The organism is Enterococcus sp. DIV0176 (assembly GCF_050528535.1).
Classification (GTDB): Bacteria; Bacillota; Bacilli; order Lactobacillales; family Enterococcaceae; genus Enterococcus_B; species Enterococcus_B thailandicus.
Genome location: NZ_CP172879.1, coordinates 2,617,356 through 2,634,120, shown reverse-complemented (window position 1 = coordinate 2,634,120; position 16,765 = coordinate 2,617,356). Strand labels below are relative to the sequence as shown.

16 protein-coding genes and 1 other annotated feature are annotated in these 16,765 nt (G+C 35.4%); of the genes, 13 read left to right on the top strand and 3 right to left on the bottom strand.

Annotated features, from left to right (window positions below; translation table 11 throughout):
• Positions 1-518 precede the first annotated feature (518 nt).
• The 13 genes from rpmH to guaB all read left to right on the top strand — a co-directional run bounded on the left by rpmH (position 519) and on the right by guaB (position 12,816).
• Complete coding sequence (gene rpmH, locus IGJ66_RS12270; protein WP_002293121.1) at positions 519-653, top strand: 50S ribosomal protein L34; 135 nt, start codon at positions 519-521, stop codon at positions 651-653.
• A 117-nt stretch (positions 654-770) separates the two neighbouring features.
• A complete protein-coding gene (gene rnpA / locus IGJ66_RS12265) occupies positions 771-1,127 on the top strand; it encodes a ribonuclease P protein component (protein WP_067483666.1) in 357 nt (118 codons plus the stop codon).
• Positions 1,124-1,945 (top strand): YidC/Oxa1 family membrane protein insertase, encoded by an 822-nt coding sequence (locus IGJ66_RS12260; protein WP_067483668.1) that lies wholly within the window; start codon positions 1,124-1,126, stop codon positions 1,943-1,945. The genes rnpA and IGJ66_RS12260 overlap by 4 nt, the downstream gene beginning before the upstream one ends.
• A gap of 14 nt (positions 1,946-1,959) precedes the next feature.
• Positions 1,960-2,724 carry an RNA-binding cell elongation regulator Jag/EloR gene (gene jag / locus IGJ66_RS12255; protein WP_067483670.1) on the top strand — a complete coding sequence of 255 codons (765 nt, stop codon included), beginning with the start codon at positions 1,960-1,962 and terminating at the stop codon, positions 2,722-2,724.
• A 441-nt stretch (positions 2,725-3,165) separates the two neighbouring features.
• On the top strand, positions 3,166-4,563 hold the full coding sequence (gene mnmE / locus IGJ66_RS12250; RefSeq protein WP_430604851.1) for a tRNA uridine-5-carboxymethylaminomethyl(34) synthesis GTPase MnmE: 1,398 nt from the start codon (positions 3,166-3,168) through the stop codon (positions 4,561-4,563).
• Between the two features lie 14 nt (positions 4,564-4,577).
• A complete protein-coding gene (gene mnmG, locus IGJ66_RS12245) occupies positions 4,578-6,482 on the top strand; it encodes a tRNA uridine-5-carboxymethylaminomethyl(34) synthesis enzyme MnmG (RefSeq protein ID WP_067483674.1) in 1,905 nt (634 codons plus the stop codon).
• A gap of 187 nt (positions 6,483-6,669) precedes the next feature.
• The gene (rsmG, locus tag IGJ66_RS12240) at positions 6,670-7,383 is read left to right on the top strand and encodes a 16S rRNA (guanine(527)-N(7))-methyltransferase RsmG (RefSeq protein ID WP_075491813.1); all 714 of its coding nucleotides are present in this window, start codon (positions 6,670-6,672) and stop codon (positions 7,381-7,383) included.
• Positions 7,384-7,394: 11 nt separating this feature from the next.
• On the top strand, positions 7,395-8,162 hold the full coding sequence (locus tag IGJ66_RS12235) for a ParA family protein (protein WP_067483676.1): 768 nt from the start codon (positions 7,395-7,397) through the stop codon (positions 8,160-8,162).
• The gene (locus tag IGJ66_RS12230; RefSeq protein WP_067483678.1) at positions 8,149-9,039 is read left to right on the top strand and encodes a ParB/RepB/Spo0J family partition protein; all 891 of its coding nucleotides are present in this window, start codon (positions 8,149-8,151) and stop codon (positions 9,037-9,039) included. Before IGJ66_RS12235 ends, IGJ66_RS12230 begins: the two co-directional genes overlap by 14 nt.
• A 17-nt stretch (positions 9,040-9,056) precedes the next feature.
• Positions 9,057-9,248 (top strand): DUF951 domain-containing protein, encoded by a 192-nt coding sequence (locus tag IGJ66_RS12225; protein ID WP_067483680.1) that lies wholly within the window; start codon positions 9,057-9,059, stop codon positions 9,246-9,248.
• An 8-nt stretch (positions 9,249-9,256) separates the two neighbouring features.
• A complete protein-coding gene (gene ychF, locus IGJ66_RS12220) occupies positions 9,257-10,357 on the top strand; it encodes a redox-regulated ATPase YchF (RefSeq protein WP_067483682.1) in 1,101 nt (366 codons plus the stop codon).
• An 89-nt stretch (positions 10,358-10,446) separates the two neighbouring features.
• Positions 10,447-11,142: a DUF1129 domain-containing protein gene (locus IGJ66_RS12215; protein WP_218658012.1), complete on the top strand. Its 696-nt coding sequence runs from the start codon at positions 10,447-10,449 to the stop codon at positions 11,140-11,142.
• A gap of 189 nt (positions 11,143-11,331) precedes the next feature.
• Entirely contained in the window at positions 11,332-12,816 is a 1,485-nt protein-coding gene (gene guaB, locus IGJ66_RS12210) for an IMP dehydrogenase (RefSeq protein ID WP_067483686.1), read from the top strand.
• A 68-nt stretch (positions 12,817-12,884) separates the two neighbouring features.
• Here the strand turns inward: guaB and serS are convergent, their stop codons facing one another.
• From serS to IGJ66_RS12195, 3 genes are all read right to left on the bottom strand, one after another.
• Positions 12,885-14,156 (bottom strand): serine--tRNA ligase, encoded by a 1,272-nt coding sequence (gene serS / locus IGJ66_RS12205; RefSeq protein WP_071869236.1) that lies wholly within the window; start codon positions 14,154-14,156, stop codon positions 12,885-12,887.
• 48 nt (positions 14,157-14,204) lie between these two features.
• Positions 14,205-14,413: a binding site (T-box leader), on the bottom strand.
• A gap of 50 nt (positions 14,414-14,463) precedes the next feature.
• Positions 14,464-15,654 (bottom strand): sensor histidine kinase, encoded by a 1,191-nt coding sequence (locus IGJ66_RS12200; RefSeq protein ID WP_067483690.1) that lies wholly within the window; start codon positions 15,652-15,654, stop codon positions 14,464-14,466.
• Entirely contained in the window at positions 15,641-16,330 is a 690-nt protein-coding gene (locus tag IGJ66_RS12195) for a response regulator transcription factor (RefSeq protein ID WP_067483692.1), read from the bottom strand. The genes IGJ66_RS12200 and IGJ66_RS12195 overlap by 14 nt, the downstream gene beginning before the upstream one ends.
• Between the last annotated feature and the right edge of the window lie 435 nt (positions 16,331-16,765).

The window sequence follows — 16,765 nt, the reverse complement described above, 5'->3', positions numbered from 1 at the left end:
AAGGCTTCCTCCTTCATTAAAAAGTGAATAACTAGTACTAATTTAGCATTTTTTCAGATAGTTTTCCACAGAAAGAAAAGAAAAAAATAAATTTATTTGTATTATCCACAAAATCCACGTCAGAAAAAAAGAGAAAATCACAAGAGAGGAAAAAAATTATCCACAGGAGTAATCAACAGGTGGATAAGGCAGCTAATAAAAAAGTTTTTAACAAGCACTTGTGGATAAAAAAGTTAATATTTATAAGCGATTGAATAAACAATTCACAGAAAAGAGAGAGTCTGTGGATTTCTTTTTTTACATGTGTTTATTCTGTGTAAAAAATGGGCTAAAAAAATTGTGGATAATTGTTGTTGATAACTTTTTCCACAAAAAAATCACACGGCAAAAAATAATGTTGTGGATAAGTTTTAAGAGAGTTAATATTATTTTATATTGACAAAACAGCATTCTAGTCGGTATACTATCAAAGTATGTCTGTGTTTATAATTAGATAAGAAATTTTGGAGGTGGAATACATGAAAAGAACATACCAACCAAATAAACGTAAACGTCAAAAAGTTCACGGATTCCGTAAACGTATGAGTACTAAAAATGGACGTCGTGTTTTAGCAAGCCGTCGTCGTAAAGGAAGAAAAGTTCTTTCAGCTTAGGCCACTGGGGTTTCAGTGGTTTTTTTTATGCCCTTTTTTAGGGAAATGATGAACTGATAACAGTAAATATGGTATGATGGTTCACGTAAGTGAGAGATAGAAAAGGAAAGAAAACTAATGAAAAAAGCGTATCGAGTAAAAAAAGAACGAGAGTTTCAAGCCGTCTTTAAAACAGGGGCTTCCTTTGCTAACCGTAAGTTTGTTGTTTACCGATTAGATAAAAAAGACCAACCTCATTTTAGAGTAGGACTTTCAGTAGGTAAAAAAGTTGGAAATGCAGTCTCCCGCAATGATGTAAAAAGAAAGATTCGTGCAGCGATTTATTCTTTTAAAGATGAAATCGATCCAGAATTAGACTTTATTGTAATTGCAAGACCAAGTGTTAAAGGACTGACTTACGATGAGATTCGCTCAAATTTAGTCCATGTCTTAAAGCTTGCAAAAATAATCGATAGAGAGGTAACGAGTACGTGAAGAAATACAAACGTTTACTTTTGATGGCTGGCATAATTAGTTTAGTTGTCATCTTGTCTGGTTGTGGAACTGGAGAAGTGAGTGCACAAAGTACAGGAATTTGGGATCGATACATTGTTTATAATTTTGCTCAAGCGATTAAAGGCTTATCATTTGGGAATGCTGGAATCGGGATTATCCTATTTACATTAGTGATTCGGGTAATTTTATTACCATTAATGCATTTTCAAACAAAAAGTATGCGCAAAACACAAGAAGTTCAACCGAAATTAAAAGAGCTACAACAGAAATATTCTTCTAAAGATCCTGAGACTCAAAGCAAATTGAGAGAAGAACAACAACGGCTTTACGCTGAAAATGGTGTAAATCCATACGCTGGATGTCTTCCTTTGTTGGTACAAATGCCAATCTTGATGGCATTATGGCAATCAATTTCTCGTGTACCAGAATTAAAACAGGGACATTTTCTTTGGCTTAATTTAGGTGAAGCAGATCCAACATTTATTTTGCCAATTTTAGCTGCAATTTTTACTTTTGCAAGTACTTACTTATCTAGTATGAGTCAAATTGAGTCAAACCCAACAACAAAAATTATGAGTTTTGCTATGCCAGTGATGATTTTAGTTATGGGTGTTAACTTAGCAAGTGGTCTTTCATTATACTGGGTAGTTTCAAATGCCTTTCAAGTTGTTCAGACATTGTTGATTAATAATCCGTTTAAGATCCGTAAAGAACGTGAAGAAGTAGCAATGAAGATTCGTGAAAAAGAAAAAGCGTTGAAAAAAGCCACAAGTCCTAAGAAAAAACGTAAAAAATAAGGGAGGTAATGCTAATGCCGATTTATAAAGCTGCAACAGTAGATGAAGCCATTCAAAATGGTTTGAATCAATTAGGTTTGACTAAAGATCAAGTTGAACTTGAGATACTTGACGAAGGAAAAAAAGGTTTCCTTGGAATGGGCCGTAAAGATGCTCAAGTGTCTATTGAGCCCTCTGTTAGTGAAACTATTTCAGAAGTAGTGGAAGAAACAGTTGAAGACGTTCTAGAAGAAACTCCTGTAGAAATCACAGTGATTGATGAATTTGAAGTAGAGTCAGAAGAAAGTTCAGTAGAACAAGAATTAAGTGACTTGGATGATGAAGCAGCTTTAACGGAATTGGCACTTTATCTTACTGAAATTTCTAAACATTTGGACGCGCCTGCTCTGGTAAAAATGGAGAGAGAAGCAAGCTTAGTTGTTTTTCACTTAGAAACACAAAAACAAGGAATTCTAATTGGTAAACATGGGAAGACACTGAATGCTTTGCAGTATTTAGCACAAGTATTTATCCATCGGGTGGCTACAAACAAATTATCAATTGTTGTTAATGTAGGAAACTACCGTGAAAAGCGCCAAGAAATTATTCAGCGTTTAGCTGAGCGAACAGCTGATAAAGTCATTCGTACAGGTCAGCCAGTATTTTTAGAACCAATGCCGGCTTTTGAGCGAAAACAAATTCATGCAGCACTAAGTAAAAATGACGGAGTAAAAACACACTCTGAAGGTGAAGAACCTTATCGATATTTAGTTGTTGAGCCAGCAAAAAGATTCTATTAAAGTGAAATAAAAATCAAAAAGGAAATGTCACAAGTCAGTTGACTTGTGACATTTCCTTTTTTGTTTCTATATATAGAAGATAATAAAAAAAGAACACTAAAATAATTTTTTTATGGCTAAATGGTGTGAAGAAATAAAATCAGATTGACAAAATTTTTTAAACCAAGTATATTTTACTAGAAATCATTCTTATCGAAGTATACGATCGTAGTAGTCTAACTTTGATAAAAAGAAGTACAAGGCATTTGCTTTGTACTTTTTTGCTTAAAAATAAGGTTAGAGACTAGTCAATCAAAAGAACTTGATTCATTTTTAGAAATGTGATAGTCTATGACAAGAATTTAATCAAGAACAAGCAGTCAAAGTGCTAAGTTCACCTTTTTATGTAAAGGGTGGAGTGGGCGCTTTTTTTGTGCGTAAAATTAAAGGAGAAGTGAAAAAATGGCTGAAATTACTTTGGAGTTTGACACAATCGCAGCAATCTCAACGCCACCAGGTGAAGGTGCAATTAGTATTGTACGCTTGAGTGGTGATCATGCAGTTCAAATTGCCAATAAAGTTTATCGTAGTGGAACAAAAACTTTACTCGAAGTACCTAGCCACACGATTCATTATGGTCATATAGCTGATCCAAAAGATAATCATCTAGTGGATGAAGTGATGGTCTCAGTAATGTTAGCACCGAAAACTTTTACTCGTGAAGATGTGGTTGAAATTAATTGTCATGGTGGGATTGTTGTAGTCAATCAGGTACTTCAGCTTTTACTTAGAGAGGGTGCGCGTCTAGCGGAGCCAGGAGAATTTACAAAGCGTGCATTTTTAAATGGACGGGTGGATTTGTCACAAGCAGAAGCTGTCATGGATTTAATTCGTGCAAAAACAGATAAGGCAATGGACCTAGCAATTAATCAATTAGATGGAAATCTTTCTTCATTAATTCGTGCATTACGCCAAGAAATTTTAGAAACGTTAGCACAAGTTGAAGTCAATATTGATTATCCAGAATATGATGATGTTGAAGAAATGACAACTAAATTATTACTTGAAAAAGCGCAAATGGTTCATCAAAAAATTGAAGAGCTATTGGCAACTTCAAAACAAGGAAAAGTTTTACGAGAAGGGCTAAGCACAGCAATTATTGGACGCCCTAACGTAGGGAAATCAAGTTTGCTAAATCATTTATTGCGAGAAGAAAAAGCAATTGTAACTGATATTGCCGGAACGACACGTGATGTGATTGAAGAATATGTCAATGTTCGGGGGGTACCTTTGAAATTGATTGATACAGCTGGAATTCGTGAGACGGATGATGTTGTAGAACGAATTGGTGTAGAAAGAAGTAGAAAAGCTTTGTCTGAATCTGATTTGATTTTATTAGTTTTAAATCAAAGTGAAGCTCTAACAGCAGAAGATGAACAATTATTAGAAGCAACCAGTGGATTAAAGAGAATCATTCTTTTAAATAAAACTGATCTACCCGCAAAAATTGAACTAGATAAACTAGCAACATTTATTAATCATGAACCTGTTTTTCCAGTTTCAGTCACAAAAAATGATGGTTTGGATCAATTGGAACTTGCTATTACTGAACTGTTTTTCGGTGGGAAAACAGGCGAGAAAGATGCAACTTATGTTTCAAATACGCGACATATCGCATTATTAGAAAAAGCAGCTATTTCATTAGATGAAGTGGTCACAGGAATAGAGGCTGGTATGCCTGTTGATTTAGTTCAAATCGATATGACACGTTGTTGGGACTATCTTGGAGAAGTAGTTGGAGATAGTGTCCAAGATGAATTGATAACACAGTTATTTAGTCAATTTTGTTTAGGAAAATAGAGGAGGAACATCTTTTGAATCAATATCAAGCAGAGTCGTATGATGTCATCGTTGTTGGAGCAGGGCATGCTGGATCTGAAGCAGCGTTAGCCTCGGCTAGACTAGGATCGAAAACATTGCTATTAACAATTAATTTGGATATGGTTGCATTTATGCCTTGTAATCCATCAGTAGGCGGACCAGCTAAAGGAGTGGTTGTTCGTGAGATTGATGCTTTAGGCGGAGAAATGGGAAAAAATATTGACAAAACGTACATTCAAATGAGAATGTTGAATACCGGAAAAGGACCTGCAGTTCGTGCTTTGCGCGCACAAGCTGACAAGCATGCCTATGCCTCAGAAATGAAACATACCATTGAAAAAGAACCTAATTTGACGCTACGACAAGGAATTGTTGAAGAAATAATTGTTGAAGAGGGTGTTTGTCGTGGCGTCGTTACCTCTACAGGCGCACGTTATAGCGCGAAAGCTGTTGTTATCACAGCTGGAACAGCTCTTCGTGGTGAAATTATTATTGGTGAATTAAAATATTCATCAGGTCCAAATAACTCACAGCCATCAGTAGGCTTAGCCAATAATCTAAAGGAATTAGGGTTTAAGATTGAACGATTTAAAACAGGAACACCACCACGTGTAAAATCAAGTACAATTGATTATTCAGTCACAGAAGAACAACCTGGTGATGAAAAACCTAATCATTTTAGTTTTAGCACACCTGATAGTGCATATAAAATTGATCAAGAGCCTTGTTGGTTAACTTACACTGGTGAATCAACGCATCAAATTATTCGTGACAATTTACATCGTGCACCGATGTTTACTGGAATTGTTGAAGGTGTGGGCGCACGTTACTGCCCTTCAATTGAAGATAAAATTGTTCGCTTTGCTGATAAACCACGTCACCAATTGTTTTTAGAGCCAGAAGGATTAAATACAGAAGAAGTATACGTCCAAGGGCTATCCACATCGTTACCAGAAGATGTTCAAGTAGATGTATTGCATTCAATTGCTGGTTTGGAAAAAGTGGAAATGATGCGTACGGGATATGCCATTGAGTATGATGTCATTGAGCCACATCAATTACGTCCAACACTTGAAACAAAAGTAATTGAAAACTTGTATACAGCTGGTCAAACAAACGGAACAAGTGGGTATGAGGAAGCGGCAGGTCAAGGTCTGATTGCTGGAATCAATGCATCATTAAAAGTCCAAGAAAAAGATCCTTTCGTAATTAAACGTAGTGATGGCTATATTGGTGTGATGATTGATGATTTGGTGACAAAAGGAACAAATGAACCTTATCGTTTACTTACTTCTCGTGCCGAGTATCGTTTGATTTTACGACATGACAATGCAGATTTACGTTTGACTGAAATGGGTCATCAAATTGGATTAGTAAAAGAAGAACAATATGATTCTTACCTATCGAAGAAAGCAGCGGTTGAGCAAGAAATCAAACGACTAATGAGCATTCGAATTAAGCCAACAGAGGAAGTCCAAGCTTTCTTGAGTAGCATTGAAGCAGCACCATTAAAAGATGGTGTCTTGGCAAGTGATTTCTTGAAACGTCCAGAGATTTCTTACGCAGATTTGTTAAAATTTATTCCAGAAAATGATGCACTGACACATAAAGAAATTGAACAAGTTGAAATTCAAATTAAATATGAAGGTTACATCAAAAAAGCCATGGAAAAAGTTGAAAAATTAAAACGTATGGAAGCTAAAAAAATTCCAGAAAATATCGACTACGCAGCAATCAATGGTTTAGCTACAGAAGCAAAACAAAAATTGCAAAAAATTCAACCTGAAACGATTGCGCAAGCGAGTCGAATTAGTGGTGTAAATCCTGCCGATTTGAGTATTCTGATGGTCTATATCGAACAAGGGAAGATTGCGAAAGTTAACGCATCTGCCCAATAAATTTTTAAAATAAAAAGAGAACTTGAGCTGTAATAATTTATATACTTGCTCGAGTTCTTTTTTGTTCGTTTTTTAGTGCGAATTTTTTTAAGATTGTCCAAGGAAGCATTGCAAGAAAAAGAAAATTGCGTTAAAGTAGGAGAAGATTCTGTGAAACAATTTCTGTTTCACAATGAAAGGACTAATTATGACACCAGAAGAATTTCGCCAAGCATTAGCAGAAAAACAAATTCATTTATCAGATCATCAGATGGAGCAATTTGCCACGTATTTTAAAACACTAGTTGAGTGGAATGAAAAAATGAATTTAACAGCTATTACAGATGAAAATGAAGTGTATTTGAAACATTTTTATGATTCACTGACACTGGCTTTTGAAGTTGACTTTACCGAGAAGCTTTCTTTGTGTGATGTTGGATCAGGCGCAGGCTTTCCAAGTATTCCATTAAAAATTGTTTTTCCAGAGCTACAAATTACAATTGTTGACTCATTAAATAAACGAATTACTTTCTTAACAGAATTAACTAACTTATTAGGTATTAGTGCTTCTTTATACCATGATCGCGCAGAAACATTTGGGCAAAACATAGAATTTCGTGAATCTTTTGACTTAGTTACTGCAAGGGCTGTTGCTAGATTAAACGTATTGGCAGAATTATGTATGCCACTAGTCAAGTTAGGTGGTCATTTTTATGCATTAAAAGCTGCTAAAAGTGAAGAAGAATTGACTGAAGCAAAACATGCAATTGCTATCTTGGGTGGTAAATTTATCAAGGAGACAGCAGTTGATCTGCCAAAAATTTCGGATCAACGTCATATTCTTACTATAGAAAAGAAAAAAGTCACACCAAAAAAATATCCAAGAAAACCTGGATTGCCTAATAAGCAACCCATTAAGTAGGAGGAGAAGAGATGGCACAAATTATATCTGTTGCAAACCAAAAAGGTGGAGTTGGTAAAACGACAACTACAGTTAATCTAGGTGCTTGTCTTGCTAGCCTAGGAAAAAAAGTACTCTTAGTTGATATGGATGCGCAAGGAAATGCTACTAGCGGTGTGGGTGTCCGAAAACCGGATGTTAAGCAAGATATTTACGATGTATTGGTGAATGAATTGCCAATTGCAGAAGCAACGATTGTAACAGAACATGAAAATTTAAATATCGTGCCTGCTACTCTCCAATTAGCTGGAGCAGAAATTGAATTAACTTCTATGATGGCTAGAGAATCTCGATTAAAAGGTTCTTTAGCAGAAGTAAAGAATCAATATGATTATATTTTGATTGATTGCCCGCCTTCTTTAGGCCACTTAACAATCAATTCGTTTACTGCTAGTGATGCAATTTTAATACCTGTCCAGTGTGAGTATTATGCTTTAGAAGGCTTAAGCCAATTACTTAATACCGTTCGTTTAGTACAAAAACATTTTAACCCCGACTTAGAAATTGCTGGCGTTTTATTAACGATGTATGATGCAAGAACGAACCTTGGGACAGAAGTTGTTGAAGAAGTTCGTAAGTATTTCCGTGAAAAAGTCTATGATACGATTATTCCAAGAAATGTTCGTTTATCAGAAGCACCAAGTCATGGTCTACCAATTATTGACTACGATCCACGTTCTCGAGGAGCAGAAGTTTATCAAGCATTGGCAAAGGAAGTGGTTGATCGTGAAGAAAAATAAAGGCCTAGGTCGAGGAATCAACGCGCTATTTCAAGATTTAGAAAATTTAGAAAGTGTTGATGTAAAAGACGAAGCAGTTATTCAATTACCTTTGAACGAGCTACGTCCTAATCCTTATCAACCACGAAAAACGTTTGAAGAAGTATCTCTACAGGAGCTAGCTAATTCAATTGAACAATCGGGTGTGTTTCAACCAATTATTGTTAGAAGATCTACGGTAAAAGGGTATGAAATTATCGCTGGTGAGCGACGTTTTCGTGCTTCAAAATTAGCTGAAAAAGAAACAATTCCAGCAATTGTACGAGAATTCAATGAAGAAGCAATGATGCAGGTTGCTGTTTTAGAAAACTTGCAACGAGAAGATTTAAATCCTTTAGAAGAAGCAGAAGCTTACGAAATGCTGATGAAAAATTTGAATTTGACACAAGCAGAAGTAGCCAGCCGTTTAGGGAAAAGTCGTCCTTACATTGCGAACTACTTACGATTGTTGTCTTTACCAGATCTAGTGAAGGAAATGGTTCAAGATCACCGTTTATCAATGGGACAAGCTAGAACCTTATTAGGTCTAAAAAATAAAGATCTTATTTTGAAATTAGCTAATCGTGTAGTATCTGAAAACTTAACTGTTCGTCAATTAGAACAAACAGTGTCTGAATTAAATCAAAATGATGGGAAAGAAAAGAAAAAAATCCCACGTTTGGCAAAAGAAAAACCTTATTACATTCGTGAAAGCGAAGATCGTTTGATGGATAAATTTGGTACGAGTGTTGCGATTCAAGAAAAAGATGGCAAAGGAAAAATTGAAATTGAGTATCTTTCACAAAACGATTTAACAAGAATTCTTGATATTCTTAACATTCAATTTGATGAAGAGTAGAAACAGGAGGCTATTTTATGTATGATTTAGGCGATATTGTTGAAATGAAAAAACCTCATGCTTGTCAAACAAATCGTTGGGAAATCATTCGTATGGGAGCAGACATCAAAATTAAATGTGTGAACTGTGGCCATATCGTGATGATGACACGTCGCGATTTTGAAAAAAAACTAAAAAAAATACTTGAAAAAAAGGCAAAGAAAGAGTGAATTAATTTATGGCATTGACTGCTGGAATCGTTGGCTTACCCAACGTAGGAAAATCAACTTTATTTAATGCAATTACAAAAGCTGGAGCAGAAGCAGCGAACTACCCTTTTGCAACAATTGATCCAAACATTGGAATGGTTGAAGTACCAGACTGGCGTTTACAACGCTTAACAGAACTTGTACAACCGAAAAAAACTGTACCAACGACATTTGAATTTACTGATATTGCCGGTATCGTTAAGGGCGCAAGTAAAGGTGAAGGATTAGGAAATAAATTTTTAAGCCATATTCGCCAAGTAGATGCAATTTGTCATGTTGTTCGTTGTTTTGATGACGATAACATCACCCATGTTGAAGGTCGTGTAGATCCTTTAGGCGACATTGATACAATCAACTTAGAGTTGGTTTTAGCTGATTTAGAATCAATTACTAAACGTTATACACGTGTGGCTAAAGTAGCAAAAACAAAAGATAAAGAAGCTGTGGCAGAGTTAGCTGTGTTGGATAAAATCAAACCAGTTTTAGAAGAAGGCCGTTCTGCCCGTTCAATCGAATTTACGGAAGAAGAACAAAAAATCGTTAAGAGTCTATTTTTACTGACAACTAAACCTATTTTATATGTGGCGAACGTATCAGAAGATGATGTTGCTGATGCAGAATCAAATCATTATGTTCAAGAAGTGCGCAATTTTGCAGCAGAAGAAAATGCTGAAGTTATCGTAGTTTGTGCCCGAGCAGAAGAAGAAATTGCTGAACTAGATGAAGAAGACAAAGCAGAATTTTTAGAAGCTTTAGGAATTGAAGAATCTGGTTTAGATCAATTGATTCGTGCAGCCTACGGATTACTTGGATTAGCAACTTATTTCACAGCAGGTGAGCAAGAAGTGCGTGCTTGGACTTTCAGAAAAGGAATCAAGGCACCACAAGCAGCTGGAATTATCCATACGGACTTTGAACGTGGCTTTATTCGTGCAGAAACAGTTTCATTCGATGATTTGAATAAATATGGAAATATGCATGCAGCTAAAGAAGCTGGACGTGTTCGTTTAGAAGGTAAAGAGTACATTGTACAAGATGGAGACGTTATGTTGTTCCGTTTTAATGTATAAAAGGGCTATCATAGTTTGCTAAAAATATGTTAAAATATTTTTTGTGACGACCGTTAAGCAAACTAACGGCTAAGGAGGACTACTAGATCATGGAACCAGAGCAATTACGTGAAATGGTGAAAGAAAATAATAATTTAGAAACACAATTAACGAAGCGAAACCAACAGTATATTTTTGATTTGAAAAAATCTTTAGAAGCAGCAAACTTATCTGAGGCAGAGAAAGTTAATGCGCTTCATGATATGCTACCTGTCTTGGTGAAAGAACAAAAAGGCGGCAAAACTGCACGTCAGCTTTTTGGAACAGTTTCTGAGCGAACAGAATCAATTATTAGTAAGCCAGTAGCACCTAAAAAATCTTCTACACCAGTTTTGATGTGGTTAGATAATACATTATTGCTATTAGGTTTATTGAGTATCATGATTGCAATTACAGGTTTCTTTTCACGTGAAACAGCTCCAGCTTATGGAATCTCAACACTTCTGTTTGGATCAGCTATCGGTGGTTGGGTATTTTATATGATGTATAAATATATTTATCAGTATGAATATCCAGGTGCAGATAGAAGCAAGAAACCAGGAATGTTAAAAACATTATTGATTTTAGGTGGTTCAACACTTGTGTGGGTAATCGCATTCTCAGCGACAACGTTACTTCCGCCAGTTCTTAACCCAGTGTTAAATCCAATTGTAGTAATTGTGATTGGTGCAGCAGCATTAGCACTACGTTACTACTTGAAGAAAAAATATGAAATCGTGGGCAGTCTATCTGTTCCAAGAAGATAATTAGCAAGCAACGTACGAAATTATTCGTGCGTTGTTTTTTTTTATATTTTCTTTCGTAACAATGAGAATAATCAAAATAAAATCTTTGTTTTATGAGAAATAAAGCAGCAGTTGCTTCTTAGTTATTGACTTAAAGGATAAAATCGCTTATTTTAATAGATAAACTAAATTAGAGGAGTGGTACTAACAATGTCCAACTGGGAAACAAAGTTCACGAAAAAAGGTTTTACTTTTGATGATGTCTTATTGATACCAGCAGAAAGTCACGTGTTACCAAACGAAGTGGATATGAGCATACAACTAGCAAAAAACATTAAGTTAAATATTCCAATTATGAGCGCAAGCATGGATACAGTAACTGATAGTAAGATGGCAATTGCGATGGCTCGTCAGGGTGGTCTAGGTGTTATTCATAAGAACATGACAATTGACCAACAAGCAGAAGAAGTTCGCAAAGTAAAACGTTCAGAAAGTGGCGTCATCATTGACCCATTCTTTTTAACACCACAACATCTAGTTGCTGATGCTGAAGAATTAATGAGTAAATATCGAATTAGTGGTGTTCCAATTGTTGAAACTTTGGAAAATAGAAAATTAGTAGGAATCATTACTAACCGTGATATGCGTTTCGTAACAGATTATCATATTCCGATTGACGATGTGATGACAAAGGATAACTTAGTTGTTGCCCCAGAAGGAACTTCTCTAAAAGATGCAGAGAAAATTTTACAAAAACACAAAATTGAGAAATTACCAATCGTCGATGAAGATGGTCGTTTAAGTGGCTTGATTACTATCAAAGATATTGAAAAAGTCATCGAATTTCCTAATGCTGCGAAAGATGAACATGGTCGTTTATTAGTTGCTGCTGCTGTAGGCGTAACAAGCGATACTTTTGAACGTGCTGATGCATTGTTAACTGCTGGTGTAGATGCAATCATTATTGATACAGCTCATGGACACAGTGCAGGTGTAATTCGCAAGATTAAAGAAATTCGTGAAACTTTCCCAGCAGCAACACTGATTGCTGGAAATGTAGCAACTGCTGAAGCAACGAAAGCACTTTATGATGTTGGTGTTGATGTTGTTAAAGTTGGTATTGGACCTGGTTCGATTTGTACAACCCGTGTTGTTGCAGGTGTCGGTGTTCCTCAATTGACAGCAATCTATGATGCAGCTTCTGTTGCGCGTCAGTATGGTAAAACAATTATTGCCGATGGCGGAATCAAATATTCAGGTGACATTGTTAAAGCACTAGCTGCTGGAGGACATGCAGTTATGTTAGGTAGTATGCTAGCCGGAACAGATGAATCACCAGGTGAATTCGAAATTTTCCAAGGTCGTCGTTTCAAAACATATCGTGGAATGGGCTCATTAGGTGCGATGGAAAAAGGATCAAAAGATCGTTATTTCCAAGGAAGTATCAATGAAGCAAATAAATTAGTTCCCGAAGGTATTGAAGGACGTGTAGCTTATAAAGGAAGCGTAGCAGATATTATCTTCCAAATGATTGGTGGATTAAAATCAGGAATGGGCTATGTCGGAGCTGCAAACTTACAACAACTACGAGATGATGCACAATTCATCCAAATGAGTGGCAGTGGACTAAAAGAATCACATCCACATGATGTTCAAATCACTAAAGAAGCACCAAACTACTCAGTTGAATCATAAATAAAAGAAAAACTTCCACCAAAATCATAATTGATTTTGGTGGAAGTTTTTTGTTTTAGAAAGTAAATTTAGTTGATTACTCTTAAATTACCCATATATGGCACTAAAGCTTCAGGAATAGTTACTGAGCCATCTTCATTTTGGTAGTTTTCTAAGATAGCTGCAACTGTACGGCCAACAGCTAAACCAGATCCATTCAATGTATGAGCGTAATGAATTTTTCCATCTTCATCACGGTAGCGAATCATTGCTCGACGTGCTTGGAAATCTTCACAGTTTGAACATGAACTAATTTCACGGAAAGTATCTTGCGCGGGAATCCAAACTTCTAAATCATACGTTTTAGCAGCAGAGAAGCCCATGTCACCTGTTGACAAAGCAACGACACGATAAGGTAAGTTTAATTTTTGCAAAATATCTTCAGCATCATTAGTCATTTTTTCTAGTTCTTCATAAGAATGTTCAGCATCAGAAAATTTAACCATTTCAACTTTGTTAAATTGGTGCAAACGAATCAGACCACGAGTATCTCTACCAGCACTACCAGCTTCTGAACGGAAAGCAGGGCTAAGAGCGGTAAAGCGAATTGGTAAATCTTTTCCATCTAAAATTTCGTCATTATAATAGTTGGTTAAAGGAACCTCTGCAGTAGGAATCAATGTTAAATCGGTATTTTCTAATTGGAACACATCTTCTTTAAATTTTGGAAATTGACCTGTCCCGAACATTGCACGACTGTTAACAATGTAAGGAGTAATCATTTCAGTATAACCATGTTCATAAATATGTTGATCAAGCATAAAATTATACACGGCGCGTTCTAGGCGTGCACCTAATCCTTTATAATAAACAAAACGGCTTCCTGAAACTTTTGCGCCACGTTCAAAATCTAAAATATCAAGATTTTCTGCGATTTCCCAGTGTGGTTTAGGTTCAAAAGAAAAGTTTCGGGGATTGCTCCAACGACGAACTTCTACGTTATCGTCTTCATCTTTTCCAATTGGTACTGAGTCATTAGGCAAGTTTGGTAAAGTAGTAGCAATCTGAGTAAGTTTTTCATCAACATCAGCAATTTCTGTATCTAAGGCTTTGATGTTGCCACCAACTTCTTTCATTTCTGAAATTTTTGCAGAAGCATCTTCTTTATTACGTTTTAGTTGTGCAATTTCTGCAGAAACATCATTTCGATATTTTTTTAATTCCTCACTTTTTACAAGCAAATTACGACGACTTTCATCTAATTCCATAAATTCAGCCAAAGTTTCTTTTTTTACGCCACGTGTCATTAATTTTTCTTGGACTGAGTCAAAGTTCTGACGCATCATTTTTACATCTAACATTAATTAATTCCTCCTTTATAAATAAAAAAAACTATTCCTTCCCAAAAATCTTGGGACGAAATAGTTTTGTATTCGCGGTACCACCCGAGTTCAGCTTTAATTGCTGCTCTTGTTTACAGATAACGGCTGTTAACCGGCTTTTCTTATTTCAAAAAGCACACATCATAGAACTGGAACTTCCAAATTATTTTTTGCTGATTTGCAGCGACCATCAGCTCTCTGTTAAAAAATAAAGTGTACTGGGTTCTGTGTTTAGTATTCACTAATTGACTTAAGAATATCGAAAAATGAGATATTCGTCAACTGATTATTTTTCATCTTGAGGAAGTTTACTATTTTTTTTCAAAGGTAGGTGCATAATAAATGAAGTCCAACTTTGATCTGATTTTGCATAAATGTACCCACCGTGTAATGCAACAATACTTTGAGCAATTGCTAGCCCAAGTCCTGTTCCGCCAGTTGCTTGTGATCGAGATTCTTCCACACGATAAAAACGATCAAATAAATTATCAAGAGATTGTTTTGGAATCATTGCCCCATTATTTTTAACGACTGCTACAACTTCTGTTCCGACACGTTCGACTTCAATGATAATATTTGTAGCTCCTTTACCGTACTTCAGGGCATTTGTAATTAAATTATTAAAGACGCGGACCAATTTTTCTGTATCCCCATCCATAATCAGAGAAGACTCTTTAGATTGAACAAGTATTTGAATATTTTTTTTTGCAGCTTCCAACTCAAAGTCAGCAGCAAGCTGCTCGATTAATTGAATCAAATCAAATGCTGAAAAGTTAACAGGCACTGCTGGCTGTCGCACTTTTGTATATTCAAAAAGGTCTTCAACTAAGGATTTCATTTGTTTTGCCTTTACATAAGCAGTATGGGTGTACTTCAAAAGATCTTCTTGAGAATGATATTGTCCATCTTCAATCAGACCTAAGTAACCAATAATGGATGTTAAGGGTGTACGAATGTCATGGCTCACGTTTGTAATCAGTTCGTCTTTTGATTTTTCAATTTTTCGCTCATCCTCAATAGCAGCAACCGTACTATCTACTAAGCCATTGATACTAGTAACAACTCTACTAAGATCGCCACTAAGTTCAAAAGGGATTCGATGATCATAATTACCATTAGCAATGAAATGTAGCTCGCTGATAATGTGACGTAATTGCATTTGTCGATAGCGCCGAATCAAGCGCCAATATAAAACTGCTACATCTAATAGTAAGAAAAGTGGAATAATAAAATTCCTACCATTCCAAAAAAGATCAGAGCCAAGTCGCTGGGCAAAAATATTTTTTGAGTCCCAAATTGCATTTGTGAGAGAAGGAGAGCTGTTGATGACAGAACTAATTACTACTAAAATAGCGACATTTAATAGAAGTAAAAGAATAACTGTGATAATTCCTTCTGCTAAAAGTTCACTGATTTCTTTGGAAGTTAAAATGATACGCCGTCGTTTCTCTTTTCCCACGCTCTTATCTTGCGTCAATTTTATATCCAACCCCCCAAACAGTTTGAATTACTTTTTCTCCACCTGTAGCTTCTTCAATCTTATCTCGTAAATGGCTCACGTGAACCATAACTGTTTTTGCTGAGACAATACTTTCTTGTTTCCAAACACGTTCAAAAATTTCATCCGCACTAAAGACACGATTTGGGTGACTAGCTAAAAGATATAAAATGCCAAATTCTAAAGCAGTTAATTGGATTTCTTTCCCGTCAATTGTTTTTACTTCATGGGAGTCTTTGTTGATTATTAATGAATTTACTTCTAATACATCCGGTTGTTCAGCAGTTATTTGCATTTTTGTACGACGTAATAAAGATTTTACACGCGCCATAACTTCCAATGGATTAAATGGTTTGGTTACGTAGTCATCTGCACCAGCAACTAACCCTTTGATTTTATCCATATCAGTTGTTTTTGCTGTTAACATAATAATTGGAATTTGAGATTCTTTTCGTAATTCTTTTACAACTTGCATACCATCCATTTCGGGCATCATGATATCTAAAATAAGCAATTCAATATCGGGAATAGTTCTAATTTTTGATAGTGCCTCTTTTCCGTCATAAGCTTTTACTGCCTCGTAACCTTCATTGTGTACATAGATACTTAATAACTCTACAATTTCTTTGTCGTCATCTGCAATTAAAATTTTCATATAATGAATCCTCCAGAATAAGTGTGTTTACCATTATTCTAGCAAAAAAAAGCAGAAATAGATAAAAGCAACACTTTGTTAACAAAAAATTTAGAAGAAATCACTGTAAATCAAACATAATAGAAAAAAACTGAACAATTATTTCAGATATAATATGAAATCAAGTGAAAATAGTGTAAAAAACGAATGATTTTAAAGCAGAATTAAATAATGATCGAACTTGTTATAAATGTTGTTAAAACAGTATTTTTATTATTGACTTTAGAATTTTAAGTTGGTATATTATTATTTGTTCAACAAGAGCAATTAAAATTTTGTTGATTAGTCGTTAAATAAGTTGTTGACATGTCCATTATGGCATGATAAGATAACTAAGTTGTTTAAAAAGAACTGCTTATGAAGCTTGACTTCATCAAGAAAAACTTCAAAAAAGTT